Origin of the sequence: Rhizobium sp. WW22, from assembly GCF_047041135.1 — a bacterium.
GTDB lineage: Bacteria > Pseudomonadota > Alphaproteobacteria > Rhizobiales > Rhizobiaceae > Rhizobium.
Map to the genome: position 1 here is coordinate 1,885,762 of NZ_CP178198.1, position 19,869 is coordinate 1,905,630.

Below are 19,869 nucleotides of genomic sequence, written 5' to 3' on the forward strand. Positions count from 1 at the left end.
ACAACAACCCTTGAAAGGCACAATTCATGACCATTTCGATTTCTACTCAACCGAGCCGCATTGCGATCATTCGGGCCCGTTGGCACGCCGATATCGTCGATCGCTCGGTCGATTCCTTCGTTGCTGAATGGCAGACGGTCGAAGGCGCACCGCCGATCGATATCTTCGACGTACCAGGGGCGCTGGAAATTCCGCTGCACGCTCAGACGCTTGCCCGCAACGGCCGTTATTCCGCGATCATCGCCACCGCTTTCGTTGTCGACGGCGGCATCTATCGCCATGAATTCGTCGCCAATACGGTTCTCGATGCCATGATGCGCGTCCAGCTCGATACCGGTGTGCCAATCCTGTCGGCGGTCCTGACGCCGCATCACTTCCAGGAATCGGAAGCGCATATCCAGTTCTTCAAGGAACATTTCATCATCAAGGGCCGTGAAGTCGCCAGCGCCTGCCGCCACATCCTTTCGGAGCGCGCCAAACTGCTCCCCGCAGTCACGGTCTGATCCAACATAGATGGAGGCGCGGCGAAGGCCCGCCTCCATGTCCACCAGGGAGGAAGTCAGTGACCGTCCTACGCATCATCCCGAACCTGCCGGCAGCTGATCCAGACACGGCTCGTCTTTTCTATCATGACCTGCTCGGCCTCGACATCGTCATGGATCACGGCTGGATCCTGACCTTCGCCTCCGAAGCGGCAACTGTGCCGCAGATCAGCGTCGCCAGCGAAGGCGGTTCGGGAACGCTCGTCCCCGACCTTTCCATCGAAGTCGACGATGTCGACACGCTCTATCAGCGTGCCACCTCCATGGGCTTCGGCATATTGTACGACCTCACGGACGAGCCGTGGGGTGTCCGCCGCTTCTATGTCCGCGACCCTTTTGGCAAAGTCGTCAACATCCTTTCCCACCGCTAATTCAAGCTCGCGGAGAGCCTCAAGGGTTCCCCGGCACTCTCACCGCAGATCGAGATTGAATGTGGTGCGCTCGGCCGGCCAGACCGATTCCGAATAGGTGATCGGCACTCCGTCGGTATCCGCATCCACCTTGCGCGTCACCAGCAGCGGCGCGGATTTCGGCTGGCGCAGGATCCGCGCTTCGTCGGCCGTCGGCATACGCGCCTCGATCTCCGTCGACAAGCGCTCGTAGTCGATGACGCCATAGCTGGCGAGCGCCGCCGAGATTGTCGGATGCCGCAATCTAGCATGATCGAAATCGGGAAAACGTTCGGCCGGATAGTAGGAATCCCCCAATTCCACCGGAATGCCGTCGGCCGTCATAACGCCGCGACGATGGATGACCGGCGCGCCGATTGCGATCTTCAGATAGGCCGCGACGCGTTCGGTCGCGGGCACGATCTCGTGAATGAGCAGCTCGCCGCCCGGTTCGAAACCTTGCTCGATCAGATTTTTGTGGAAGCGGGTGCGCTTCGACAGCGTATAGTCGAGCACGCCCCTATGAACGAAGGTTCCGCGCCCCTGTTCGGCGCGGACCAATCCACGCTGCTCCAAGTGCCCCAGCGCCTGGCGCACGGTAAAACGGCTGACGCCGAAACGCTGCATCAGCTCCGGCTCGGCCGGCAATTTCGTCCCCGGGGCAAAAGTCCCGGCGGCAATATCAGCCGCCAGGATCTCGCCGATCTGATGCCAGAGCGCGCTGCCGCCCTTTCGGTCGATCGTCTCCATATCAGATACGCTTCTCCAACCGGAACAGCAGCTTGTATTCGGCAGGATAGCTCAACGCATCGAGAATGCTCGGATAATATTTCCGATCCTTGGTGGCACGCACAAAACCATCATAGCCGAAGCGCCTGACGGAAACATCGAAGCCTGCCGCCGTGAAGGCTTCGATATAGTCCTGTGGCGCGCGATCCTGCATGGGTGCATTGCTATTGTTGCCGATAAGCTCAAGCCATTTTGGCCAGAGCGGCATTTCGTTGTGGCAACCGGTCACCGCGTAGTAGACGCCCCCATTGCGCATGGCCCGGAACATCCCTTCGGCATGCTCTTTCAGCTGCGGCAGCAGATAGATCACCTCATAGCTGAAGGCCACGTCGAAGCTGTCGGCAAAGGGCGCCAGGTCGGTCGTGACATGAAACTGGAGCGGCATGTTGCCCGCGGCTTCGACGGCAGCAGCCACAGACTCCGAAGCAATATCGATACCGATACCGCGTCGGAACGGCCGCATGGCATAAAGCAGCCGCAAAAAGCCGCCGCGGTTGCAGCCGAAATCCAGAACGGTCTTCGAGGAGAAATCCCGCTCCGGCACCGTCTCGATGAAGTGCCGCCAATAGGGGCTATGAGATTCTGCCATTGCGGCGTCACCCTGCGGTTCCTTGTGCCAGGTTGCATAAGTCGTTGCTGCGCTCGTCATGATGCTCTCGCTGTTGGAGTAGACTGAACACTTGATAGCCAAGTCTCATGACAGTCATGTGAATTCATCCGGACGACCGGACTAATAATGATAATCTCTCACGCGTGATCGGTTGCTGGTTATTGCAGGCAGTCCACCATCCATTGCACGCCGAACCGATCAGTCAGCTTGCCGTAATAACTACACCATGGCTGCACGGCGAGTGGTGTCGTCACGTTGCCGCCTTCTGCCAATCGGGCAAAAATCCTGTCGGTACTCTCTCGATCGTCCACCATGAGCATATGAGCGGAACCGCGCATCGGCTCAGCATCATGATTGTCAGAGGCGAAGAACAAGATGCCTGGTCCCTCAAAGCGAGCGTGCATTACCCTGCCCCGCATCGCTTCGTTGGCAAGCGGTATCCCCTCCGTACCGTGACGGATCAATAGCGTCACTCGGCCCAGCCCGCAGGCCGTATAGAAAGCGAGGGCTTCGTCGCAATGCGTCGTAAAAAACAGATAATTGGCGAGTCGCATTTCCTGCCCCCTTGTTGTCGAACGAGCGGCCCATGCGGCCGCCCGGTATTGATGCCAATTACCTCATCTCAAGCGCGATGAGCTTCGACCTCAGGCGCTGCGGCGCTCGCAATAGCGCCGACCAGATCGGCATTGCTGTAGCTTTGCCCCGCAATGCCCCAAGCACCCTCAGGCGCATAGACTATATTCGACCAGATATGCTCACGCTTGATCCGTCCTTCGGCCGCCCGCTCAACGACATCGGTCGCCCTTGCAATGAAAGCACGCTTGGCTTCGGCGGTCGCGAGGGCGATTTCGGGCAGCTTGAGTTCGATGAAGGCCGCAGCAACGGGCTTTCCAGCTGCCAGCACATGTGCGGCCGGAAGCACATTGATCGATCCGATGACATTGGCCGTCATGAATTCATTCCCGGCCAAGCCGGCAACATCGAGGACTGCATCCGTCAATCCGGCAAAGGCTTGCGCCTGCGCTTCGGATGAAAGCAATCCTTCGGATACGGTGAGCGTAATGGGCATTGGAACATCTCCTTGTTGGACCTATGGCGGCAATTGATATATACCGATCACTCTTTAACAATACATACAGATCACTCTCTATGCAAGCAATAAAGAGCGACCACTCTCAATGGAGGCAGCAATGCGCTATAGCGCCGAACACAAGGAAGAAACCCGGACGCGGGTCGTCGCGGCTGCAGGGCAGGTATTTCGCAAGGAAGGCTTTGGCGGCGCGGGTATCGATGCTCTGACCAAGGCTGCCGGCGTTACCAACGGCGCCTTCTACGGACACTTCAAATCCAAGAGCGAAGCGTTTCGAACAGCCGTCGTGGAAGGCTTGCAAGAGCTGCGTCAAGGAATCCTGGCGCTCAGGGAAAACCAGCCTAAAGATTGGTTGAAGGCGCTTGCCAGCTTCTACTTGGGCTACAAGCGGACCTGCGATCTCGGTGACAGCTGCACGCTGCCGAGCCTTTCCCCCGACGTGATGCGTGCCGACGAGGAAACACGCCGCGTCTATACGGTAGAGTTGAGAAAGTTGATCGCAGATGTCGCTGCCGGCCTGCCGGAAAGCACAAACTCCGGCGAAACAACGGCGGAGGATCGCGCCATCGTTCTTCTCGCTACGCTGAGCGGTGGTCTGACGCTTGCCCGCGCCGTCTCCGATCCCGCCCTTTCCGTCCACATAGCCGAAGTCATCGAGCGGGCTGCTTTAGCGGCCGGCACCCCTTCACGACCGCGAGGCGAATGACGATGCAATTCACGCGATGAAGGAATAGCCGAGGCGAAGCTTCCCGCTCCGTCTCGGCAGGGTCATTTACGCCCGGATCGCCTTGTCGTTCGCATCGAAGCGATGCATCTGGTTCGCATCGGGCGTTGCATAAACTATCTCGTCCGGCTCGTATTGATGCTCCCCGAAGAGACGCGCAGTGAGAAGGCCGGTGGTCTCGGATTCGAGATAGATGATCGTGTCCGCGCCGAGATGCTCGACATGGATGACCTTAGCTGCCCAGGTGCCTTGATCGCGCGACAGCGTGATATGTTCGGGGCGAATGCCGACGGTCTTGACGCCGCTTTCGCCCAGACGCTCAGCCGCGATGAAATTCATCTGCGGCGAGCCGATGAAGCCGGCCACGAAGGTGTTGGCCGGACGATTGTAGAGCTCCATCGGTGAACCGATCTGCTCGATCGCACCGGCATTGAGCACGACGATCTTGTCGGCAAGCGTCATCGCTTCGACCTGATCGTGGGTAACGTAGATCATCGTCGCCTTGAGACTGCGATGCAACCGGGCGATCTCCAGACGCGTCTGCACGCGCAGCGCGGCATCAAGATTCGACAGCGGCTCGTCGAACAGGAAGAGCTCCGGCTCACGAACGATAGCGCGGCCGATGGCAACACGCTGGCGCTGGCCGCCGGAAAGTTCTGACGGGCGACGTCCGAGATAGGGCGCAAGCGACAACATGCCCGACGCCTTCTCAACCCGGCTGTCGATCTCGGCCTTCGCAGTGCCGGCCTGCTTGAGACCCAGGCCCATATTGTCCTTGACGGTCAGATGCGGATAGAGCGCATAGGACTGGAACACCATCGAGATGCCGCGCTTGGCCGGCGGCGTGACCGTCACATCCTGGCCGTTGATCAGCACGGCGCCGGAGGTCACGTCCTCAAGGCCGGCGATGCTGCGCAGAAGGGTCGACTTGCCACAGCCTGAGGGCCCGACGAAGATGACGAACTCACCATCCTTCACCTCGAGGTCGATGCCCTTCAGCACATCATGCGTACCATAGGCCTTGCGGATGGATTTCAGTTGAAGCGATCCCACAGTCTCTTGTCCTTATAGATAAACAGGCTTGCCGGTGCGCACGCTCTCATCGGCGGCGAGGCATATGCGCAGCGATTGAACGGCATCTGCCATATGGCGATTGAGGTCGAGATCCTCGCGGATGGCTTTCAGCATGAAGGCCTGCTCGAAGTCGCAGAGCTCCTGATGACCTGGCTCACCATCCATATGAAGATCCTGATCCGGCCGGATGAATTGGCCGTTCGGCCCTGTCTCGGCGCTATGGAGCCGGATGACCGACGTCTTCGTATGCATGTCGATATCGTCGGACTTGGCGTTCTGATCCATGACGATCGAAACCGAGCCGTTCGGCGACATCACGTCCTTCACGAAGAAGGCCGTTTCCGAAATCATCGGCCCCCAGCCAGCCTCGTACCAGCCGACCGAGCCATCCTCGAAGATCACCTGCAGATGCCCATAATTATACATGTCGGGCTTCACCTCCTGCGACAGCCGCAGGCCCATGCCGCGCACCTCGATAGGCTTGGCGTCGGTGATCTGGCACATGACGTCGACATAATGCACGCCGCAATCGACGATCGGCGAGGTCGTGCGCATCAGCGCCTTGTGCGTCTCCCAGGTCGGGCCGCTCGATTGCTGATTAAGGTTCATGCGGAACACATAGGGACCACCGAGCTTGCGGGCTTCGGCGATCAGCCGCATCCACGAGGGATGGTGGCGGAGGATATAGCCGATCGCCAGCTTCTTGCCGGCCTTCTTGGCAGCGGCGACAACGCGCTCGGCATCCTCCACCGTAGTTGCCAGCGGCTTCTCGACAAAGACATGGCAACCCGCCTCAAAAGCCATGACGGCGAAATCAGCATGGCTGTCGGAATAGGTATTGATGGAGCTGAGATCCGGCTTCAGCTCCCTCAATGCCACCTCGAAATCCGCATGGATCGTATAGCCGCGCAGTTCCTCAGGCAGCTCCGGCCTGGAGCGATTGACGAGGCCGACGATCTCGAAACCCGGATTGTTGTGATAGGCCAGCGCATGACTGCGGCCCATATTGCCAAGGCCGGCGACGAGAACGCGGATCGGCTTTTCGGAGGAGCTCACTTGACTGCTCCGGAGGTAATGCCGCGAATGAGTTGACGCGAAAAGATGACGTAAAGGATGAGGATCGGCAGAATGGCGAGCGTCAGCGCCGCCAGCACCGCATTCCAGTTGGTCACGAACTGGCCGATGAAAATCTGCGATCCGAGGGTCACCGTCTTGGTCGCCTCGCTCGGCGCGAGGATCAGCGGAAACCACAGATCGTTCCAGATCGGGATCATGGTAAAGACGGCAACTGTCGCCATCGCCGGACGGACTAACGGCAGGACGAGACGGAAGAAGATGGCATATTCGCTGAGACCGTCGATACGGCCGGCATTCTTCAGGTCGTCGGAAACCGTCCGCATGAACTCGGACAGGATGAAGATCGCGAGCGGCAGACCCTGCGCCGTATAGACGAGAATCAGCGCCGTCAGCGTGTTGACGAGGCCGGCAGCCACCATGCCCTGCAGGATCGCGACCGTACCAAGACGGATCGGGATCATGATGCCGATCGCCAGATAGAGGCCCATCACCGTATTGCCGCGGAAGCGGTATTCCGACAGCGCAAAAGCGGCCATCGCCCCGAATAGCAAAGTCAGGATGATCGAGACGATGGTGACGATGAAGCTGTTCTGGAAATAAGTCAGGAAATCCCCCTGCTTCAGAACGGTGTCATAGCCGATCATGCTGAAGGAGGATGGCGTCGGGACGCTCAAGGGTGCACGGAAAATCGAAGCGCGATCCTTGAAGGAGTTGATGACCGTCAAGAATACCGGAAAAATAGCAACCAGCGTATAGGCAATAAGTGCCAGATGGACGAAGCCGGTACGGATAAGGGAAGTGCGTGCCTTGGACATGGGTCGCGCTCCTCAGAACTGATAGCGGCGGATGCGCCGCTGGACGATGAAGAGATAGAAAGACACACCGGCCAGGATGATCAGGAACATCACCGTCGCAATCGTCGCACCCATCGAACGGTCGCCCAACTGCAGCTGGAAGCCGAAGAAGACGCGGTAGAGCAGCGTGCCGAGAATATCCGTCGAGCCGTCCGGCCCAGCCAAGGCGCCCTGCACGGTATAAACCAGGTCGAACGCATTGAAATTGCCGACGAAGGTCAGGATCGAAATGATGCCGATCGCCGGCAATACCAGCGGCAACTTGATCTTCCAGAACTGGCTCCAGCCGGTGATGCCATCGCATTCGGCCGCCTCGATGACCTCTTCGGGGATGTTGAGCAGTGCCGCATAGATCAGCATCATCGGGATGCCGACATATTGCCAGACCGAGATAAGCGCGACGGTAATCAGCGCCGTGCTCGGCCTGCCGAGCCACGGGGCGAAGAACGATTTCAGACCGATGACATTCAGAAGCTCGGGCGCAACACCCCAAAGCGGCGAGAGGATCAGCTTCCAGATGAAGCCGACGACGACGAAGGAAAGCAGCGTCGGCAGGAAGATGGCCGTGCGGTAGAAGGCAACAAAACGCAGCTTCGGCAAAGACAGGAGTGCAGCCAAAGCCACACCGATCGGATTCTGAACGCACATGTGGATGGCGAAGAAGATCAGGTTGTTGCGCAGCGCGTTCCAGAAATCATGCGACCAGCGTTCGTCGCCGAACAAAACCTTGAAATTGTTCAGGCCAACGAAGACGGACTGATTGTCGACGACATTGTAAAGCGACAGCCGCAAGGTCTCGATCAGTGGCAAGATCATGACCGCCGTATAAACGACAAAGGCCGGGAATAAGAAGACGAGGATGTGCCAGCGCTTGGAGCGCCTGATCGGCATGACCTCAAGGGCATCTGACGTCGCAGCGTCGCTCATGGCTTTCTGCCTGTTTTTCTTGGCTGCATGCCGACGCAGCAGCTCTAAGGTTTAAATCCACCCGCAGTTACGGCTTATGGCCGAAGTGAAACGGCATCGGGTGTGTCGAATGCAATGGCGAGGCGATCGCCGGTTCGATTATCAAGCAATGAAAAGGGCGAGGAGCCCGTAAGGTCCCTCGCCCGCATGATGCAGCTATTTACTTGCCGGGCTTGTACCAGCTGTCCAGGCCCTTCTGGAGCTTCTTGGCAGCATCGTCCGGTGTATCCGTGCCGTTGATCACGTTTGCGGATTCGGTCCAGGTTTCATTTTCCAGATTCGGCTTACCGCGCGACAGGATCTGATAGGTAGAACGAACGGTCGACTTGTGATTGTCACGCCAGGAGACGAATTCCTGCGCAAGTGCATCGCTCATCTTTACCGGATGCGAGTTCAGGCTGAAGAAGCCGGGCAGTGAGTTGGCATAGATGTTGGCAAACTCGTCGGAAGCGACCCAGCTCAAGAACTTCTTGGCTTCTTCCTGATGCTTGCTCTTCGTGTTCAAGCCGACACCGATATCCGGATGGTCGGAGATATAGGCGGTGTCGCCAGCCTTGGCGACCGGCGGTGGGAATGCACCCATCTTGAACTGCGCCTGGGTGTTGAAGAGAGCAATTTCCCACGAGCCGGCCGGATAAATCGCAGCTTTGCCGAGCGTGAAGAGGTTCTGACTGTCAGCGTAGCCTTGAGCTTCGAAGCCGTCGCCGAGGTAAGGCTTCCACTTGGCCAGTTCCTTGTAAGGATCGACCCACGGCGCGTCCGTCAGCTTTTCCTTGCCAGCGATCAGAGCCTTACGGCCGTCTTCGCCCTTCCAATAGTTCGGGCCGATGTTCTGGTAGCCCATGGTTGCGGCTTCCCAAAGATCCTTCGTGCCCATGGCCATCGGGATGTAGGTGCCATCGGCCTTGATCTTGTCGAGGACGGCGAAGAACTCGTCACGCGTCGCCGGCACTTTCAGGCCGAGCTTGTCGAAGGCGTCTTTATTGTAGATGAAGCCGTGGATGACGGACGCCATCGGCACGCAGAAGGTGGATTTCCCGTCGTCGGTCGACCATGCAGCCTTGGCCACAGCCGAGAAATTTTCCAAGCCCTTCAGGCTCGTTAGATCAGCAAGGTGCTTCTTGTTGAAGAGGTCGAGCGAAGCATCGAACGGACGGCAGGTGATGATGTCGCCTGCGGAGCCGGCGTCGAGCTTGGCGTTCAGCGATGCATTGTATTCAGTCGGCGCCGTCGGCGAGAAGACGATCTTGATGCCCGGGTTCTTCGCTTCGAAAGCCGGGATGATCTTATCCTGCCAGATCTGCAGGTCGTCGTTACGCCAGCTTTCAACCGTCAGCGTCACATCGGCCGCATGCGCCAGGCTGACCGAGGTCAGCAGGCTCGATGCAAGAAGCAAGCCTTTCAGAACATTGGTTTTCATTTCCCTCTCCTGTTTTCCGCGCCATAGCAAGGCGCTGTTCTCGATCTGAAATCCGCTGGCCTGTCCGAGGAAACGGTCAGCGCTCCATAGGGACCGCCAATATTGCCGACCCCTCCATGCAAAAGGCTTCAGAGGCTTTGTGCCCGATCGGCCCTATTAATTGCCGTCGCCGCCACCAGACGGAGACACAGCAAGAACCACGCGGGAAAATTATGACAAACGTCGAAACGAGATCCTCCTGATCCCGAACGGCCTGGCGCAACGACGAGATGCACGCCCTTCCGCTTCACTTACCGGCTGTTGTTTTTCTGCCGGCTTTGCCGATGTCCGTTTGCACTGTTCCCTTACTCCGAATTAAGTCCAAAAAAATACCAATTGTCCAGCCAAATTTAACTTTCGAATGCAAAAAGATTGAAGCTCATTAATTTACCTAGGTAATTCAATGAGATGAAGACAAGCAAAAATGCTCGCTTTGCCTATTGGTAAATGGTATTTTTTTGGTATTATGTGAAAAATGGGGAACAGGCGGCATCCGGAGGCACGATGGGGCAGTTTGCGATTGGTATCGATGGCGGCGGCACGAGTTGCAGGGCGGCTGTCATAGATCATAGCGGGCAGGTGCTCGGTACCGGCAAGGCGGGTGCGGCGAACATCCTCTCCGATCTGGAAAATTCGCTGATTCATATCGTCGCCTCGGCAAAGCAGGCCTTGATCGATGCTGGGCTCACTCCCGAACTGCTGCAGGAATTACCGGCCGTCATCGGAACAGCAGGAGCCAATGTCGGCAATTACGGCAAAAAGGTCGAAGGCGCCCTGCCCTTTGCAAGCACACGTGTTGTCACGGATGCGACGACAGCGCTTCAAGGCGCGCTCGGCGACGCCGATGGCGTCATCGGCGCCTTCGGCACCGGCTCAGTCTATAATGCCCGCCGTGACGGCAGGATTTGGGGTATCGGCGGCTGGGGTTTTGTAATAGGCGACCAAGCAAGTGGCGCTCGTCTTGGGCGAGATTTGCTCGAGAGAGCTGTCTTGGCACATGACAAGGTGACGGCGGGTTCGGCACTGACGGCATCGATCATGGCCGAATACGGTAATGATCCAGAACGGATCGTCGAATTTGCGCACGCCTCCAAGCCCAAGGATTTTGCCCGCTACGCGCCTGTTATCTTCGAATATGCCGGAATGGAGGATGCGGTCGCCATCGACATCGTGAGAACTGCGGCAAAATCGATAACCGAAAGCCTGGATGCGCTGCTTTGGCCGGAATGCCCTTCGATCTGCCTTCTCGGCGGCCTTGCCCAAGCCTATCGCCCCTGGCTTGATGAACGCCACAAGGCGATTCTCGCTGAGCCAAGAGGGGACGTTCTGCGCGGAGCCGTGGAGTTGGCGGCGAAATTGCTGCTGGGTGGAGAGGTAAACAGGGCATGACTGAAGACTTGAGCGCGATCTTCTCGCCGGAGCGCCTTTCCGGAGGTGGGACGGGTCCACTTTACGTCAAGCTACGACGCAGGCTTGAAGAGGCCGTGAAGGTCGGTAGGCTGAAACATGGGGATGCGCTTCCACCTGAGCGCGACATCGCCGAATTTGCTGCGGTCAGCCGTGTCACGGTGCGTAAGGCGATCGACGACCTGGTGGCGGAAGGCATTCTCGTTCGCCGTCACGGCTCGGGTACATTCGTTGCAAAGCCCGTTTCCAAGGTAGAGCAGCGACTGTCGCAACTCACCTCATTTACCGAGGACATGGCGAGGCGCGGGATGACGGCTCGTTCGGAATGGCTGCACAAGGGCATCCATACGCCCTCCCCCGATGAGATGATGATTCTCGGGCTTGCCGCCGACACTCGGGTGTCGCGCCTCAGTCGCCTGCGCATTGCCGACGATCAGCCGCTCGCGATCGAGCACGCCAGCGTTTCCGGTGAATTCCTGCCGGATCCGTCGGTAGTAACGACATCGCTCTATGCGGAATTGGAAAAACGCCAGGTACGTCCCGTTCGCGCCGTTCAGCGCATATCTGCAACCAACATGAAAGAAGCCGATGCAGGATTGCTCGGCGTTCCCGTGGGAGCAGCCGGCCTATCGATCGAGCGCATCTCCTATCTCGGTTCAGGCCGCGCAGTCGAATTTACGCGCTCGCTCTATCGCGGTGACGCCTATGACTTCGTCGCGGAACTGACGATCGGCGCGAACTAGCCCACGCCCGCGAAACCGAAGAAATCCCAGAATCAAAAAAAGGCGCCACCCCAACCGAATGGCTGAGGTGGCGCTTGTATATGGAATCAAATTCTAAGCTGAATACCGCAAGTCTTTGACATGACTCGCGATCAGGCTGCGTCGTCGACCGCGGTCTCGCGCTTCTCCGGCACATAATTGAGGACAGGGCCTAACCAACGCTCTACCTCTGCCACGGGCATGCCCTTGCGGGCTGCATAGTCTTCGACCTGATCGCGCTCGATCTTGGCAACACCGAAATAGTAGGAAGACGGGTGAGCGATATAGATGCCCGAAACGGAAGAACCCGGCCACATCGCATAGCTTTCCGTGAGCTTTACGCCCGTTGTCGCTTCGGCATCCAGCAGGCGGAAAAGCGTCTCCTTCTCGGTATGGTCAGGCTGCGCCGGATAGCCAGGCGCTGGACGGATACCTGCATAGGCTTCGAGAACGAGCTCCTCACTCGTGAAATTCTCATCCGCAGCGTAGCCCCAGAACTCTCGACGCACCCGCTCATGCATCCGCTCGGCGAAGGCTTCGGCAAAGCGGTCGGCCAGCGCCTTGACGAGGATCGACGAATAATCATCATTTGCGCGTTCGAAGCGTTCGGCAATGGCCACCTCCTCGATACCGGCCGTGACGACGAAGCCGCCGACGTAATCGCCGACACCGCTGGAAACCGGCGCCACAAAGTCCGACAACGCCACATTCGGGCGACCGTCCCGCTTCGACAGTTGCTGCCGCAGCGTGTAGAAAGTGGCAAGCTCCTCGTTGCGGCTTTCGTCGGTGAACAGCCTGATATCGTCGCCGACCGTGCCCGCTGGCCAGAAGCCGATGACGGCGCGCGGGCGAAACCAGTTTTCCGCGATGATCTTTTCGAGCATCGCTTGTGCATCGGCATAGAGCTGCCGCGCCGCCTCGCCCTGTTTCTCGTCTTCGAGAATTGCCGGAAAACGACCCTTGAGCTCCCAGGTCTGGAAGAATGGGGTCCAGTCGATATATTTCGCCAGCTCAGCCAGATCGTAGCTCTCAAATACCTTGGTACCGAGGAACTGCGGTTTGACTGGCTTATAGCCCGACCAATCCACTTTTTCGGCATTCTCACGCGCTCTTGCAATCGGCAGGCGTATCTTCTCGGCCTCGCTCCGCGCATGCGCGGCAGCGACCTTGGAATATTCAGCCCGAACGGTATCGACATAGCCCTGCCGTGCATCGGGGGATAGCAGCGCTGAGACAACACCAACCGCACGACTTGCATCCGTGACATAGACCGTCTGTCCGCGATGATAACTCGGATGGATCTTTACCGCTGTATGAACACGACTGGTGGTGGCCCCACCGATCAGCAACGGAATATCGAAGCCTTGCCGCTCCATCTCCGAGGCGACATGCACCATCTCGTCCAATGACGGTGTAATCAATCCCGACAAGCCGATGATATCGACCTTTTCAGCGACGGCTGTCTCGAGGATCTTGGTCGCCGGCACCATAACGCCCAAATCGATGATTTCGTAATTATTGCACGCAAGCACGACGCCGACGATGTTCTTGCCGATGTCGTGCACGTCGCCCTTGACGGTCGCCATCAGCACCTTGCCGGCTGACTGCCGTTCGCTGCTGCCGCCGTTGGCAGCTTTCTCGGCTTCCATGTATGGCAGCAGCACGGCAACGGCCTGCTTCATGACACGGGCGGACTTCACGACTTGTGGCAGGAACATCTTGCCCGAACCGAAGAGGTCGCCCACGACATTCATGCCGGCCATCAACGGGCCTTCGATAACATGCAACGGCCGCTCGGCCTTCTGACGCGCTTCCTCGGTATCGGCCTCGATATATTCGGTAATGCCGTTGACCAACGCATGTTCGAGCCGCTTCTCGACCGACCATTCGCGCCAGGAGAGATCCTGGGCCTTCGCCTCCTTGCTGCCGGCACCGCGAAAGCGCTCGGCAATCTCAAGTAGGCGCTCCGTGCTATCCGGACGGCGGTTGAGCACTACGTCCTCACAGGCGTCCCGTAATTCCGGATCGATATTGTCATAGACAGCCAGCTGCCCGGCATTGACGATGCCCATGTCCATACCCGCCTGAATGGCGTGGTAAAGAAATACGGCATGCATGGCCTCGCGGACGGGTTCGTTACCGCGGAACGAAAAGGACAGGTTTGAGACACCGCCGGAAATATGGACCAGAGGCATGGTCTTCCGGATTGTCCTCGTCGCCTCAATGAAGTCGACACCGTAATTGTTGTGCTCTTCGATGCCAGTCGCAACGGCGAAGATATTGGGATCAAAGATTATGTCTTCCGGCGATAGACCCGCCACTTCAGTCAGCAGCTTATAAGCACGTGAGCATATCTCGACCTTGCGCTCGTAGCTATCTGCTTGACCTGTCTCGTCGAAGGCCATGACGACGACCGCTGCGCCGTACATCCGCATCAACCTCGCCTGTTTGAGAAAGTTCTCCTCGCCTTCCTTCAGCGAGATGGAGTTGACGATCGGCTTGCCTTGAACACATTTCAGCCTGCCTCAATGATCGAAAACTTGGAACTGTCGATCATCACGGGAACGCGGGCAATATCCGGCTCAGCGGCGATGAGGTTGAGAAACTCCACCATCGCCTTTTCGGAGTCGATCAGACCCTCATCCATGTTGATGTCGATGACCTGCGCGCCGTTTTCGACTTGATCGCGGGCGACGGCAAGCGCCGCCGTATAATCGGCATTGGTAATCAGCTTGCGGAATTTCGCCGAGCCAGTGACGTTGGTTCGCTCACCGACATTGACGAACGGAATATCCTTGGTGAGCTCGAATGGCTCAAGGCCCGAGAGCGACATGAAGGGACGATGCTCGGCAGGCTGCCGCGGCGGATATTTCGAAACCGCCTGAGCGATAGCGGCGATATGCTCCGGCGTCGAACCGCAGCAGCCGCCAACGATATTGACCAGCCCCTCGCGCGCAAATTCTTCGACCTGTGCCGCCATCATCTCGGGCGTCTCATCATACTGACCGAATTCGTTCGGCAGACCGGCATTGGGATAAGCGCAGATGAAGGTATCCGCAGCAGCCGAAAGCTCCTGCAGATGCGGCCGCATAGCGTTTGCACCGAGAGCACAGTTGAGCCCAACTGTGAAAGGCTTCGCATGGCGCACGGAATTCCAGAAGGCTGACGGCGTTTGGCCGGATAGCGTGCGCCCGGAAAGATCGGTGATCGTGCCAGAAATCATGATGGGCAGATGAACACCCTTGGCCTCGAAGCGCTCCGCACAGGCAAAGATCGCGGCCTTTGCATTCAGAGTATCGAAAATTGTCTCGATCAGGATGATATCTGCACCGCCGTCGATCAGACCGTCGATCTGCTCGCCATAGGCCAAGCGCAGAACATCAAAAGTGACCGCACGGTAGCCGGGATTGTTAACATCGGGAGAAATGGACGCCGTCCGATTGGTCGGACCGATCGCACCGGCCACGAAGCGTCGCTTACCATCTTCGCGTTCCGCACGGATCGCAGCGCGGCGGACGATCTCGGCGCCCTCCTTGTTGAGATCGTAGACCGCACCTTCCAGCTGGTAGTCCGCCTGCGCAATGCGGGTGGAAGAGAAGGTATTGGTCTCGAGGATATCCGCACCGGCTTTGGCATAGCGATAATGAATATCTTCAATCGCATCGGGCTGGGTCAGGATGAGGAGGTCGTTATTGCCCTTCTGGTGGCACGCGCAACCGATGAACCGGTGGCCGCGAAACTGATCCTCGTCGAAGCCAAGACCCTGGATCTGCGTGCCCATGGCACCATCAAGCACGAGTATCCGTTCACTCGCCGCCTTTCGCAAGGCTTCGAAAATCTCGCCGCCATTACGCTTCGTCGTCTCTGAACCAAAAAGAGTGTCAAACATAAGCGAATTCCTCTGGCCTGATTGCGACTCCGCAACCAGATCACATAAAGATATCTTTATGTCAACATATCTACGCTCATGTTCTCTGCAGCGCAAGCGCGCATCTTCTATAGCTGTGTTCTTTCAGGAAAAGCAGACCGGGCGAATTGCCGACCGACCATGGACAACGCGAGGGTAACGACACAGCTTCATCCCATAACGCCATGACAGCGCTTTCGGACGGCGCTATACGGCTTCTGGAAGAGAATCCTAGGAGGACGGCATGAACATACAGATTGAACCCACAGCGCTCGGAAATTGGAGCACCCGCGCCTATCACAGGCGCTGGTTGCTCGATCAGGCCGATGCGCTTTTCAATTTCTTCCAGTACCGCGCCGTCAATCCCAAAGGCGGCTTCCACGACATGGATGATGCCGGCAAACCGTTGGATAAGGTAAATCCCGTACGCGGCATTCATTCGACCGCCCGCATGGTGCACTGCTTCTCGATCGGGTCGTTGCTCGGTCGTCCCGGCGCAAACGAAATTGTCGATCACGGCATGAACTATCTATGGAAGCATCATCGCGACACCGAGCATGGCGGCTACTTTTGGTCGCTGAACAATGACGGCCCCGTCGATTCCAGCAAACAGGGCTATGGCCACGCTTTCGTGCTGCTTGCTGCCTCATCCGCAAAGACGATCGGCCATCCACTGGCCGATGGCATGTTGGCAGACGTCATGGAAATTCTGAATACTAAGTTCTGGGAAGCAAAGCACGGGGCGATCGCCGAGGAATTCAATCGGGATTGGTCCTTGATCGACGGTGGCACCTATCGCGGCCAGAACTCCAACATGCACCTGACGGAAGCGCTGATGGCTGCTTTCGAAGCGACCGGCGACAAGACATATCTCGAAAAAGCAGAAAGTATCGCCGATCTCGTCATTCGCCGTTCGGCGGGGTCCGTCGGCTGGCGCGTTGCCGAACACTTCAACGCCGATTGGGTGCTCGATAAGAATTACCGCGGCAATGAGATGTTTCGCCCGTCGGGTACGACACCAGGGCATTGGCTGGAATGGGCGCGTCTGATTTTGCAGCTTTGGGCGCTTGGGGAAAAGCGGCACGACTGGATGCCGGAAGCAGCCAAGGGCCTCTTCTCTCAGTCCATGTCACTCGGCTGGGACAATGAGAAGAGCGGATTCTTCTATACACTTGATTGGGAAGATGTGCCTGCAAAGCGCAACAAGCTTTGGTGGCCTGCCTGCGAGGGGGCTGGTGCCGCTCATTACCTGAACGAACACGTCCCGAGCGATTTTCACGAAGAAAGCTACCGCAGGATCTGGAGCGTGATCGGCCAAGCCTTCATCGATCGCGTCAATGGCGCCTGGCATGAAGAGCTGACGGAAGATCTCATTCCGGCTCATACGCTGTTTCCTGGCAAAGGCGATATCTATCATGCCTTGCAGGCCTGCCTCATCCCCCTTTTCCCGGCTAAGGGCAGCCTGACCAAGGTTATCGCCGAGGCCGGCGGCAATATCTGAGATCAGCAGCGGCGCCCGCTCGACTTGCGGCGCCGCTTCGCCCCTCTATGCGAGGCTGAGATTGTGAAGCTCGTGGCCGAGAGTGAGAGCCAGGGCTTCGACAACAAGATTGTGATCTTCCCGCTGCGGCAGACCTGAAACGGTGACGGCGCCAACGCACCCCGTGCCGTTGACAAAAATGGGGAAACTACCGCCAGATGCGACATATTCCGCGCTTGAAAGCCCATTGTCCTCGATCGTCTTACCCTGCTGCTGTAGCCGCAACGTACTAGCGTAGCTACTGCGGAAGTAACGCAGCACCATATTGCGCTTCCGACGAATCCAATTGGAATTATCAGGTGTCGAGCCGGGCAAGGCTATGTAGAAAACCGGCATGGAATGCAGGGTGATATCGATGGCAACGCCCATGTTGCGCTCGCTGGCGAGGTCGCGCAACAACTTGCCGAGCACCCAAGCGGTCGAAAGGTCAAAAGCATCGAAACGCAGCATTTCCTCTTGCAGTTCGATGCGGGCGAGATCCTGGTCGATCGTCATGGAAACCTTCTCTAAAAATTGTATTCGCCTATGAAACGCGGAGAGAACGATTTGTCCATCTATCTCTTCCGCATTTCGAAACCAAGCTGCCATCACCCGGCCTTGAAGGCTAGCGCTGTTGCTTGCTTGCAGGAAGCGAACAGGTCATTGATAAAGCTCTATGAATGTCCCGCCAGAGGAATACTCCAGCATGAATGCAAAATATGCGCTGCCCGCCATACTGGCCTGCACCTGTGCCACAACATCGGCTCTGGCCGACAGTCCAGCGCAATTAGTGCTGCGAGACGGTTTCGACGGCAAGGATTTCGCTCGATCTGGGCACCTTTACTATCGCGATAATGCTGAACAAAAGGCAGGAACGATCGAATTTCAATCAGACGTAAAACGTACCGGCGCGGGAGCCTTGAAGCTGAGCGTCCGGCCATTCTGCGCGCCGGATAAAACAAATTGCAGCGAAAGGGCCGAGATCTGGGAGCGCACTAAATATCGCGTGCCATACAATCAGGGAGTTTGGTACGGTTTCGCTGTAAAGTTCGCCGACCCCATACCTTCTGGCGACCATCGCTACCTCATTGCTCAATGGAAGCGGGAAATCGGGCCGAAAGCCGAAGGGGACTTCAGTCCCTTTCTCGCGCTGCGGCTCAATAATGGGAAGCTCTTCGCGACTGTGGAAACCAACTACGTTGCGCCCATCAAGAACCAGGAGCCTGGAAACAAAGGCAACGTCTGCAATAATGAAGAGGCGCCGGTTTGGTTTCGTCCCGATACCAATCAGATGCGCGCATTGGTGGCTACGGATGACAATTGGGACGAATCCGACGGACAAGAATTTACAGGCTGCACAGACGCGATCAAAGTCATAAATCGTGGAAACAAGTTGCCGATGCCTGCATCAGGCTGGATCGATTTTGCCATTTACAGCAAACCAGGCCCGGATGGCTCGGGTCATATCGAGATATTTGCTAACAATAAATGGATCGTTACTGTCACCGGCCATATAGGACATGCGGATCATGGGTTGGGAAAAAACCAATATTTCAAGTTTGGGCCATATCGCGCCGCGGATACCACCATATGGACACTTTATTATGATGATTTCCGCCGGTCACCCCGCTGTGCCGATGTACTAGCGGATCCGAAGCTTTGCCCTATGAAGTGAAAAGGCTGCTGAGAATGTACAACTCCATAGCAATACGGCCGCGCGCATTGCGAGAGCGCAGTTTTTTTGAGAAGTGGCCGAACTTTTTCCTTTCTCGATAGTTATCCTCGTTCGTGAAGGAGGTGACCGAGATGCTTACTACCCATCGCGATTGCAAGCAGCATGTGAAGAGGAACGCGATACCCTCTTTGGGTGAAATCGAAGGCCGGGTTGCGGTCCTGGAAATTGTCGCCCAGTCGGCATTAACGCATGTGTTCGAAGAAGGCGAAGTCGATATTGACGCAGCATTGCTAGCCCAAATTCGTATAGCCATGCATCGTAAGTGTAAGGATTTAAAGCTCGACGGAGAAGATACGGCATCGGCACTTTTATATGCCGAGGAGTTGATCGAGGCCGCGGTTAAGGCATCGCATCCCGTCCATCAATGATGCCTTCGCGGCCAAGGCTGGCATTATCCGTCTTAGTAGCGCTGGCAATTACGCTCGGCGTGGTGTTGTTGATTGCGCCCCACGATACAGGTGACAGGCTCACTCGGTCGCTGCCACCACCCGGCGGACATCAAAATCAGCAATAATATGTCCAATAATGAGCCTATGTTATGTTAAGGCACAGAGTTTGTCCCGTATCAGGCGGCCGTTAACGTCGCGCGGTAAACTTGGTTGCAAATTTCCGAAACCAACGCAGTGTTCACTTCACCCCACAATATCAAGCTCCGACATGAATGGTGTAGTGAATGTCTATGATGGTCAACACGCCGCTTTACTCCGATGATATCGACGTCCTCGCAGGTGCCCTTTTTGCATGGTGCGCCGAGCGCAGCATCAAATTGCAAAGTCAGGAAGGTCTGTCCGCAGCTAATGTGGCCATTGATCTTTATAACGCCGGTTATCAAACACAAGATCAGTTGCTTGGCGCATTACACAATTACGATTTACACTGATGTGTTGCTCGGATATCCAGCTTTATATCCAAAACTGAGCACAATTTCCCCAAGTAACGCCTCTGCAAATGTGGCGGTGGCGACCT

The 19,869-nt window shown here is 57.2% G+C and carries 19 protein-coding genes and 1 pseudogene; 9 read left to right on the forward strand and 11 right to left on the reverse strand.

The genetic code is table 11. The annotated features are described in order from the left end of the window. Window positions 1-26 precede the first annotated feature (26 nt). Window positions 27-503 (forward strand): 6,7-dimethyl-8-ribityllumazine synthase, encoded by a 477-nt coding sequence (locus ACK83U_RS09335; RefSeq protein ID WP_112399004.1) that lies wholly within the window; start codon window positions 27-29, stop codon window positions 501-503. Window positions 504-562: 59 nt separating this feature from the next. Next, window positions 563-913 (forward strand): VOC family protein, encoded by a 351-nt coding sequence (locus tag ACK83U_RS09340; protein WP_112413630.1) that lies wholly within the window; start codon window positions 563-565, stop codon window positions 911-913. Window positions 914-952: 39 nt separating this feature from the next. On the opposite strand, the gene phnF is transcribed toward ACK83U_RS09340, so the two are convergent. From phnF to ACK83U_RS09360, 4 genes are all read right to left on the reverse strand, one after another. Beyond that, on the reverse strand, window positions 953-1,681 hold the full coding sequence (phnF, locus tag ACK83U_RS09345) for a phosphonate metabolism transcriptional regulator PhnF (RefSeq protein ID WP_112605138.1): 729 nt from the start codon (window positions 1,679-1,681) through the stop codon (window positions 953-955). Between the two features lies 1 nt (window position 1,682). Beyond that, complete coding sequence (locus ACK83U_RS09350) at window positions 1,683-2,369, reverse strand: class I SAM-dependent methyltransferase (protein WP_112605135.1); 687 nt, start codon at window positions 2,367-2,369, stop codon at window positions 1,683-1,685. A 119-nt stretch (window positions 2,370-2,488) separates the two neighbouring features. Continuing rightward, window positions 2,489-2,884 carry a VOC family protein gene (locus tag ACK83U_RS09355; RefSeq protein WP_112605132.1) on the reverse strand — a complete coding sequence of 132 codons (396 nt, stop codon included), beginning with the start codon at window positions 2,882-2,884 and terminating at the stop codon, window positions 2,489-2,491. A gap of 68 nt (window positions 2,885-2,952) precedes the next feature. Continuing rightward, entirely contained in the window at window positions 2,953-3,399 is a 447-nt protein-coding gene (locus ACK83U_RS09360; RefSeq protein ID WP_112605129.1) for a tautomerase family protein, read from the reverse strand. 121 nt (window positions 3,400-3,520) lie between these two features. On the opposite strand from ACK83U_RS09360, the gene ACK83U_RS09365 reads away from it, so the two are divergent. Next, the gene (locus ACK83U_RS09365) at window positions 3,521-4,126 is read left to right on the forward strand and encodes a TetR/AcrR family transcriptional regulator (RefSeq protein WP_112605126.1); all 606 of its coding nucleotides are present in this window, start codon (window positions 3,521-3,523) and stop codon (window positions 4,124-4,126) included. A 66-nt stretch (window positions 4,127-4,192) separates the two neighbouring features. Here ACK83U_RS09365 and ACK83U_RS09370 read toward each other — a convergent pair whose 3' ends face one another. The 5 genes from ACK83U_RS09370 to ACK83U_RS09390 all read right to left on the reverse strand — a co-directional run bounded on the left by ACK83U_RS09370 (window position 4,193) and on the right by ACK83U_RS09390 (window position 9,535). Beyond that, window positions 4,193-5,197 carry an ABC transporter ATP-binding protein gene (locus ACK83U_RS09370; RefSeq protein WP_112605123.1) on the reverse strand — a complete coding sequence of 335 codons (1,005 nt, stop codon included), beginning with the start codon at window positions 5,195-5,197 and terminating at the stop codon, window positions 4,193-4,195. Between the two features lie 12 nt (window positions 5,198-5,209). After that, entirely contained in the window at window positions 5,210-6,223 is a 1,014-nt protein-coding gene (locus ACK83U_RS09375; protein ID WP_412474842.1) for a Gfo/Idh/MocA family protein, read from the reverse strand. 47 nt (window positions 6,224-6,270) lie between these two features. Then, the gene (locus tag ACK83U_RS09380) at window positions 6,271-7,110 is read right to left on the reverse strand and encodes a carbohydrate ABC transporter permease (protein WP_112605117.1); all 840 of its coding nucleotides are present in this window, start codon (window positions 7,108-7,110) and stop codon (window positions 6,271-6,273) included. A gap of 12 nt (window positions 7,111-7,122) precedes the next feature. Then, window positions 7,123-8,076, reverse strand: coding sequence for a carbohydrate ABC transporter permease (locus tag ACK83U_RS09385; protein ID WP_112334409.1), 954 nt, complete (start codon window positions 8,074-8,076; stop codon window positions 7,123-7,125). A 199-nt stretch (window positions 8,077-8,275) separates the two neighbouring features. After that, window positions 8,276-9,535, reverse strand: a complete 1,260-nt coding sequence (locus ACK83U_RS09390; RefSeq protein WP_112605115.1) for an ABC transporter substrate-binding protein — start codon at window positions 9,533-9,535, stop codon at window positions 8,276-8,278. Window positions 9,536-10,078: 543 nt separating this feature from the next. On the opposite strand from ACK83U_RS09390, the gene ACK83U_RS09395 reads away from it, so the two are divergent. Together ACK83U_RS09395 and ACK83U_RS09400 are read left to right on the forward strand one after the other, a co-directional pair. Further along, the gene (locus ACK83U_RS09395) at window positions 10,079-10,963 is read left to right on the forward strand and encodes a BadF/BadG/BcrA/BcrD ATPase family protein (protein WP_112605112.1); all 885 of its coding nucleotides are present in this window, start codon (window positions 10,079-10,081) and stop codon (window positions 10,961-10,963) included. Further along, window positions 10,960-11,724 carry a GntR family transcriptional regulator gene (locus ACK83U_RS09400; RefSeq protein WP_112334406.1) on the forward strand — a complete coding sequence of 255 codons (765 nt, stop codon included), beginning with the start codon at window positions 10,960-10,962 and terminating at the stop codon, window positions 11,722-11,724. Before ACK83U_RS09395 ends, ACK83U_RS09400 begins: the two co-directional genes overlap by 4 nt. Before the next feature lie 131 nt (window positions 11,725-11,855). Here the strand turns inward: ACK83U_RS09400 and metH are convergent. Continuing rightward, window positions 11,856-15,631, reverse strand: a pseudogene (metH, locus tag ACK83U_RS09405) (methionine synthase). 262 nt (window positions 15,632-15,893) lie between these two features. Between metH and ACK83U_RS09410 the strand changes: the two are divergent. Next, on the forward strand, window positions 15,894-17,150 hold the full coding sequence (locus ACK83U_RS09410; RefSeq protein WP_112605107.1) for an AGE family epimerase/isomerase: 1,257 nt from the start codon (window positions 15,894-15,896) through the stop codon (window positions 17,148-17,150). A gap of 45 nt (window positions 17,151-17,195) precedes the next feature. Here the strand turns inward: ACK83U_RS09410 and ACK83U_RS09415 are convergent, their stop codons facing one another. Beyond that, on the reverse strand, window positions 17,196-17,684 hold the full coding sequence (locus ACK83U_RS09415) for a heme-degrading domain-containing protein (protein WP_112605104.1): 489 nt from the start codon (window positions 17,682-17,684) through the stop codon (window positions 17,196-17,198). Between the two features lie 190 nt (window positions 17,685-17,874). Between ACK83U_RS09415 and ACK83U_RS09420 the strand changes: the two genes are divergently transcribed. From ACK83U_RS09420 to ACK83U_RS09430, 3 genes are all read left to right on the forward strand, one after another. Continuing rightward, the gene (locus tag ACK83U_RS09420) at window positions 17,875-18,843 is read left to right on the forward strand and encodes a polysaccharide lyase (RefSeq protein ID WP_112605646.1); all 969 of its coding nucleotides are present in this window, start codon (window positions 17,875-17,877) and stop codon (window positions 18,841-18,843) included. A 131-nt stretch (window positions 18,844-18,974) separates the two neighbouring features. Further along, entirely contained in the window at window positions 18,975-19,271 is a 297-nt protein-coding gene (locus ACK83U_RS09425; protein ID WP_112605101.1) for a hypothetical protein, read from the forward strand. A gap of 305 nt (window positions 19,272-19,576) precedes the next feature. After that, entirely contained in the window at window positions 19,577-19,783 is a 207-nt protein-coding gene (locus ACK83U_RS09430) for a hypothetical protein (protein ID WP_112334397.1), read from the forward strand. Window positions 19,784-19,869: the final 86 nt, after the last annotated feature.

Coding starts and splice junctions, on each gene's coding strand:
- ACK83U_RS09335 (WP_112399004.1), top strand. CDS start 27: ATGACCATTTCGATTTCTACTCAACCGAGCCGCATTGCGATCATTCGG.
- phnF (WP_112605138.1), bottom strand. CDS start 1,681: ATGGAGACGATCGACCGAAAGGGCGGCAGCGCGCTCTGGCATCAGATC.
- ACK83U_RS09350 (WP_112605135.1), bottom strand. CDS start 2,369: ATGACGAGCGCAGCAACGACTTATGCAACCTGGCACAAGGAACCGCAG.
- ACK83U_RS09355 (WP_112605132.1), bottom strand. CDS start 2,884: ATGCGACTCGCCAATTATCTGTTTTTTACGACGCATTGCGACGAAGCC.
- ACK83U_RS09360 (WP_112605129.1), bottom strand. CDS start 3,399: ATGCCCATTACGCTCACCGTATCCGAAGGATTGCTTTCATCCGAAGCG.
- ACK83U_RS09365 (WP_112605126.1), top strand. CDS start 3,521: ATGCGCTATAGCGCCGAACACAAGGAAGAAACCCGGACGCGGGTCGTC.
- ACK83U_RS09375 (WP_412474842.1), bottom strand. CDS start 6,223: ATGGGCCGCAGTCATGCGCTGGCCTATCACAACAATCCGGGTTTCGAG.
- ACK83U_RS09380 (WP_112605117.1), bottom strand. CDS start 7,110: ATGTCCAAGGCACGCACTTCCCTTATCCGTACCGGCTTCGTCCATCTG.
- ACK83U_RS09385 (WP_112334409.1), bottom strand. CDS start 8,076: ATGAGCGACGCTGCGACGTCAGATGCCCTTGAGGTCATGCCGATCAGG.
- ACK83U_RS09390 (WP_112605115.1), bottom strand. CDS start 9,535: ATGAAAACCAATGTTCTGAAAGGCTTGCTTCTTGCATCGAGCCTGCTG.
- ACK83U_RS09395 (WP_112605112.1), top strand. CDS start 10,079: ATGGGGCAGTTTGCGATTGGTATCGATGGCGGCGGCACGAGTTGCAGG.
- ACK83U_RS09400 (WP_112334406.1), top strand. CDS start 10,960: ATGACTGAAGACTTGAGCGCGATCTTCTCGCCGGAGCGCCTTTCCGGA.
- ACK83U_RS09410 (WP_112605107.1), top strand. CDS start 15,894: ATGAACATACAGATTGAACCCACAGCGCTCGGAAATTGGAGCACCCGC.
- ACK83U_RS09415 (WP_112605104.1), bottom strand. CDS start 17,684: ATGACGATCGACCAGGATCTCGCCCGCATCGAACTGCAAGAGGAAATG.
- ACK83U_RS09420 (WP_112605646.1), top strand. CDS start 17,875: ATGAATGCAAAATATGCGCTGCCCGCCATACTGGCCTGCACCTGTGCC.
- ACK83U_RS09425 (WP_112605101.1), top strand. CDS start 18,975: ATGCTTACTACCCATCGCGATTGCAAGCAGCATGTGAAGAGGAACGCG.
- ACK83U_RS09430 (WP_112334397.1), top strand. CDS start 19,577: ATGTCTATGATGGTCAACACGCCGCTTTACTCCGATGATATCGACGTC.